Annotated in this window: 3 protein-coding genes; 2 read left to right on the top strand and 1 reads right to left on the bottom strand. The window is 70.4% G+C overall.

The features are described from left to right. Nucleotides 1–804 (top strand): error-prone DNA polymerase (gene dnaE2 / locus KDM41_17080; GenBank protein ID MCB1185139.1); only part of this gene is annotated, 804 nt, incomplete at its 5' end. A 126-nt stretch (nucleotides 805–930) separates the two neighbouring features. Further along, nucleotides 931–3,651, top strand: coding sequence for a T9SS type A sorting domain-containing protein (locus tag KDM41_17075; GenBank protein ID MCB1185138.1), 2,721 nt, complete (start codon nucleotides 931–933; stop codon nucleotides 3,649–3,651). Between the two features lie 107 nt (nucleotides 3,652–3,758). Here the strand turns inward: KDM41_17075 and KDM41_17070 are convergent. After that, on the bottom strand, nucleotides 3,759–5,271 hold a 1,513-nt coding region (locus tag KDM41_17070; protein MCB1185137.1), incomplete at its 5' end, for a hypothetical protein.

The raw sequence follows: 5,271 nt of genomic DNA, 5'->3' as shown, positions 1-5,271 counted from the left end.
GGTGGGAGCGACTCGGGCCCTAGGCCCGAGCGAGCCCTTCGGGCGAAGCGGGGAGCGCTCACCGGCGCCCCCGCCAACGCCCAGGCCCCACTCCCCCTCAGAATGGGCCTGCGCTACGTGAAGGGCCTCCGCCACGATGCCGCCGAAAGAATCGTCGCCGCCCAGCGCGTTTCCCCCTACCGCAACATCGCCGACCTCGCCCGCCGCGCCCGCGTGCCCGCCGACGACCTGGCCGCCCTGGCCCGTGCCGGCGCCCTGGCCGCCCTCGAGCCCGATCGCCGCAAGGCCCTGTGGGCGGTGCACGCCATCAGCCGGAAGGACCGCCCCGAGCAGCTGCTGCTGCCCCTGGACGATCCGGCCCCGATCCCGGACTTCCGGGCCCTGAGCGAGATGGACGAGATCAACTGGGACTGGCAGGAGTCCGGCCACAGCCCGCGCGCCCACCTGCTCGAGCCGTACCGGCAGGCGTTGGCCGCGCAGGGCTGGCCCACGGCGCAGGCGATCAACGCCCTGCCCGACGGGCGCCGCTGCGACTACGCCGGCCTGGTCATCTGTCGGCAGCGCCCGCACACGGCCAAGGGCGTCACCTTCATCACGCTCGAGGACGAGACCGGGTTCGTGAACCTCGTCGTCTGGCAGGACGTGTGGGAGAAGCACCGCCTGCTGGCGCGCTCGCTCATGGTCATGGGCGTGTCCGGCCGCATCCAGGCCGAGGACGGCGTGACCCACATCATCGTCGAGCGCATCTGGGCGCCGCGGCTGCCGCAGGAACCGACGCCGGTGGGGAGCCGGGATTTTCAGTGATTCTTCGCAGCGGGTCTTGACCGCGGGGGTTGGAATTCCCGAGAATCATGCACTGGAAGATATATGCCGGGACGGTCCCGCGGGGGGCGGGGACGTCCGTTCGCTTCGGCTCAAGGGGGAAATCTCATGCCGCGCCATCTGCAGCGCCTTTGTGCGCTCCTGCTCGTCCTTTGCCTGCATCCGCAACAACTCCGCGCCACGGCCGTCGACGACGTGCCGCCACGCCTCGTCCGGCCCGACTTGGCCCACGTGCACGCCGAGGCCGCCGCCAAGGAGCGCAACGCCAAGGCGTTCCTCGCGGCTGCGACCACGGCCACGCCGAACCAGGAGCTCTACGACGTCCACCACTACAACGTCGCCCTGACCCTGAACGTGGATCTGCGCCGGCTGACGGGCACCGTCACGACCACCGCCGAGGTGGTCGGCGATTCGCTCACGGAGCTCGACCTGAACATGGTGACCACCATGCGCACCCTCGACGTGACGGCGGCCGGCGCGCCGTCGACGTTCTCCCACGCCAACGACATCGTCACCGTGCATCTCGACCGGACCTACTACGCCGGCGAGACGGTGCAGGTCGGGGTGCACTATCTCCGCGATTTCTCGATCACGATCCAAAGCGATCCCTTCCAGTGGGTCCGGCAGGACGGGCTGTACAACGTGTTCTCCTACAGCGAACCCTACGGCGCCCGCGAGTGGTGGCCGTGCAAGGACATCAACACCGACAAGGCCGACTCCCTCGACCTCTACATCAACGTGCCCGAGGGCATGGCCTGCGCGAGCAACGGGCGCCTGGTGACCGACTACAATTTCGACACGTGGCACCGCTGGCAGTGGAAGACCAACCATCCCATCGCCACCTACCTGTTCTCCCTGGCGGTCTATCCCTACACGCGCTGGTCGGACTGGTACACGCCGCTCGCCGGGGGCGACCCCATGGAGGTGTCGTACTTCGTCTTCCCGTCCCACGCCGACTCGGTGCAGGACACCTACGCCCAGACCGTGCCGATGCTCGAGGCCTTCGCCGACGCCTTCGGCGAGTATCCCTTCGTGGACGAGAAATACGGCCACGCCGAGTTCGCCATCGGCGGCGGCATGGAGCACCAGACCATCAGCAGCCTCGGCGGCTGGAGCGAGGACGTCATCGCCCACGAGCTCACCCACCAGTGGTGGGGCGACATGGTCACCTGCGCCGACTTCGGCCACATCTGGCTCAACGAGGGTCTGGCCATGTTCGGCGAGGCCTATTGGCACGAGCAGCGCTACGGGGTCGCCGACTACAGGTCGTACATGGCGGGCATCTCCTACTTCGGCCCGGGCACGGTTTTCGTCGAGGACCCGGCCGTCGACGACATCTTCGACGTGGGCCTGACCTACTTCAAGGGCGGCTGGGTCGTCCACATGCTGCGCGGCATCCTCGGCGACGCCGACTTCTTCGCGGCGCTGGACCTCTATCGCGCCGGCCACGCCTACGGCACGGCGACGACCGCCGACTTCCAGGCCGCCATGGAGACGGTCAGCGGCCTCGACCTCGAGGCGTTCTTCCAGCAGTGGATCTACGGGGACTACTACCCCGTGTACCGCATGGACTGGGAACCCGGACCGTCCGCAGGCCAGATCACCGTCACCATCGACCAGATCCAGGAGCTCGGCGGCGTCTTCGCGATGCCGATCACCCTGCGCATCGCCACCGACGTCTCGACCACCGACGTGGTCGTGCAGAACGACCAGTCCAGCCAGCAGTACGTGCTGCCGGTCGACGGCGTCGTGGGCAGCGTCGCTCTCGATCCCGACCACTGGATCCTGTCGCCCTACCCGCTGGCCGGGGCGCAGCTCGACCGGGGCGTGCTCGTGGTGAACGGCGTGCACTGGGAGACCTACTCGCCGCAGATCGAGGACGCCTACGAGGCCCGGGCCTTCTGGGGCGACACGTCCATCGCCTTCTGGGACTGCTTCCCGGTCCCGGCCGGGGGCTACCCTTCGACCCTGCCGGAACCCCTCGGACACGGGGCGGTGCCGGCCAGCGTGCTCGGCCACTACTCGACGGTCATCTGGGTGGGCAACAACTACGAGGGGGACATCTACTCCTGGCTCGAGACGCCCATCCGGCAGTACCTCGAGGCGGGCGGCAACGTGCTGCTCATGACGCGCTACTCCCACGACTTCCTTTTCACCGGGCTCGACAAGGTGCTGGGTGTCGAGCTGGCCGAGCCGCTCGTGACGCTCGCCGACTGCACGGCCATGCAGCCCGAACTCGTCGACATCCCGCTCCTGCCGGAGCAGACCTTCGTCGGTCTCTTCACCACGAACCTCGGGTCCGACACCGTGCCCCTGTTCCACGACACCGTCAACTCGCCCACCAGGCTCACGAGCGTGCTGCACACGCCGCCCCTGGGCGGGGCCTACCGGCCCGACGGCGGCCGCTTCGCGCTCATTGGCGGCCGGCCCTACCGCATGGATGCCGCGGCGCTCAGCGCCAACGTCGAGACCATCCTGGCCGACCGCTTCTCCGAGCCCTATCACCCGTCGGCCGTGCCGGACGACCGCCCGGATGGCGACGTGCCGGCGCGCACCGCCCTGGGCGTGCCGTACCCGAATCCGTTCAACCCGCAGGTGCGCATCCCCTTCAGCCTGGCCGCCGGCGCCGACGTTTCCCTGACGGTGTACGACCTGCGCGGTCGCCTGGTGCGGCATCTGGCCGCCGGCGACCATGCGGCCGGGTTCCATGCCGTGATGTGGGATGGCACCGACGACGCCGGCGAAGGCGTCGCCTCGGGTACGTACTTCCTGAAGCTGCGGGAGGGAGACCGGGTCGGTGACACGGCGCGGGTGGTGCTGGTGAAGTAGCGAGGGGGCGCCGCACGGCCAAAAGGGAACGAGGGCGGTGAGTCGCCGCGCGATCGCCTGCAGGTGGCGATCCGGCTCCGCCCTCGCTCCGCGCCTGCGGGGCCGGCTCAGACGCCGGCCTTTTCCCCTTCGACGATGCCCTGCAGCGTCACCACGAGCTGTTCGAGCAGCTGGGCCTGGTCGGCCATCTCGCGGCTGGCGGCCGCGGCCTGCTCGCTGCTGGCGGCGTTGCGCTGGGTCACGCCCTCGATCTGGATCACGGCGTTCTTCGTGTTGCCCAGCCGTCCGGCCTGGTCGCCGCTGGCCTGGGCCACCTCCTCGATCAGGCCGCTGGTCTCGCGCACCGAGCCGATGATCGACTGCAGCGACTCGGCCACCTCGCCGGCGACCTTCACGCCGTCCTCGGAGTTCTGCCGGTTCAGCTGGATCAGGTTCGACGTCTCCTGGGCCGCCTGGGCGCTGCGGTGGGCGAGGTTGCGCACCTCTTCGGCCACGACCGCGAAGCCCTTGCCGGCGTCGCCGGCGCGTGCGGCCTCGACCGCGGCGTTCAGGGCCAGCAGGTTGGTCTGGAAGGCGATCTCGTCGATGGTCTTCAGGATGCGCGCCGTCTCCTCGGACGAGGCGTGGATGCGCCCGATGGCCTGGTTGAGACGCTCGAGGGTCGACGTGCCCAGCTCGGCCGCGTCCTGGGCCTGGTGCGACAGGTCGGCGGCCTGGCGCGCGCGGTCGGTGTTCTGGCGGGTCAGGTCGTCGAGCTCGATCATCGCAGCGGTGGTCTCCTGCAGGCCCGCGGCCTGGGAGTTGGCGCCGTCGGCGATCTCGATGCTGGCGTCGCTGACCTGGCTCGAAGCGCGGCTGATGCCGTCGGAGCTCTCGCCGAGGGTGGCGATGGCGCTCAGCAGGGGACCGGCGATGCGCCGGGCCAGGAGCCACAGCCCGGCGCCGAGCAGCGCCACGCCGCCGAGACCGATCAGGGCGTTGGTCCGCAGCGCCCGGTTCACCTCAGCCAGGACGTCGCTCGGGGGCACGAAGGCGGCCAGGCGCACGGCCGCGGCCGTTTCGCCGAGAGGCACCGCCGCCGCGTTCACGAAGTGGCGCTCACCCTGGTAGGTGTGCACGGAGGTCACGCCGTCGGCGCCGCCGGCGGCCAGGAGCGTCGCGAGATCGCCCTCCGGAGCGGCGGCTTCGCCTTCGCCGGCGAAGCCCAGCACCGTCCGGGCGTCGGGGGAGACCATGGCCACCGAGGCGTGGCGGTACTCGACGGCCGCCAACCGCCCGCACACGGTGTCGATCTCCTTCGTCACGGTCGTCCAGTCGAGATAGCCGCACAGGTAGCCCACCGTGCCGCCGGAGGTGCCGACCACGGGGGCCACGAGCTTCAGGGTGGTCGGCACGGTCTCGCCGAGGGCGCCGAAGACGGCGGCGGGTCCGACCGTCGCCGCCACCTGGCCGGCGGGCGTGGCACCGGCGGTGGCGGTGTCCTCGACGACGCGGCCCACGAGATCGCCCAGATCGGGCTCGCCGTGGTGGCTGCCCGTCAGGACCTTGCCCTCGGCGTCGGTCAGCAGCAGCAGGGCGAACTGGGGCTGGGAGGTGGCCATCTCGGCGAAGGCCCCGGCC

It is taken from the genome of bacterium, from assembly GCA_020440705.1.
In the GTDB taxonomy this organism is placed as follows: Bacteria; Krumholzibacteriota; Krumholzibacteriia; order LZORAL124-64-63; family LZORAL124-64-63; genus JAGRNP01.
Note: the sequence above shows the minus strand (reverse complement) of the source record. Positions and strands in the feature narration are given on the sequence as shown.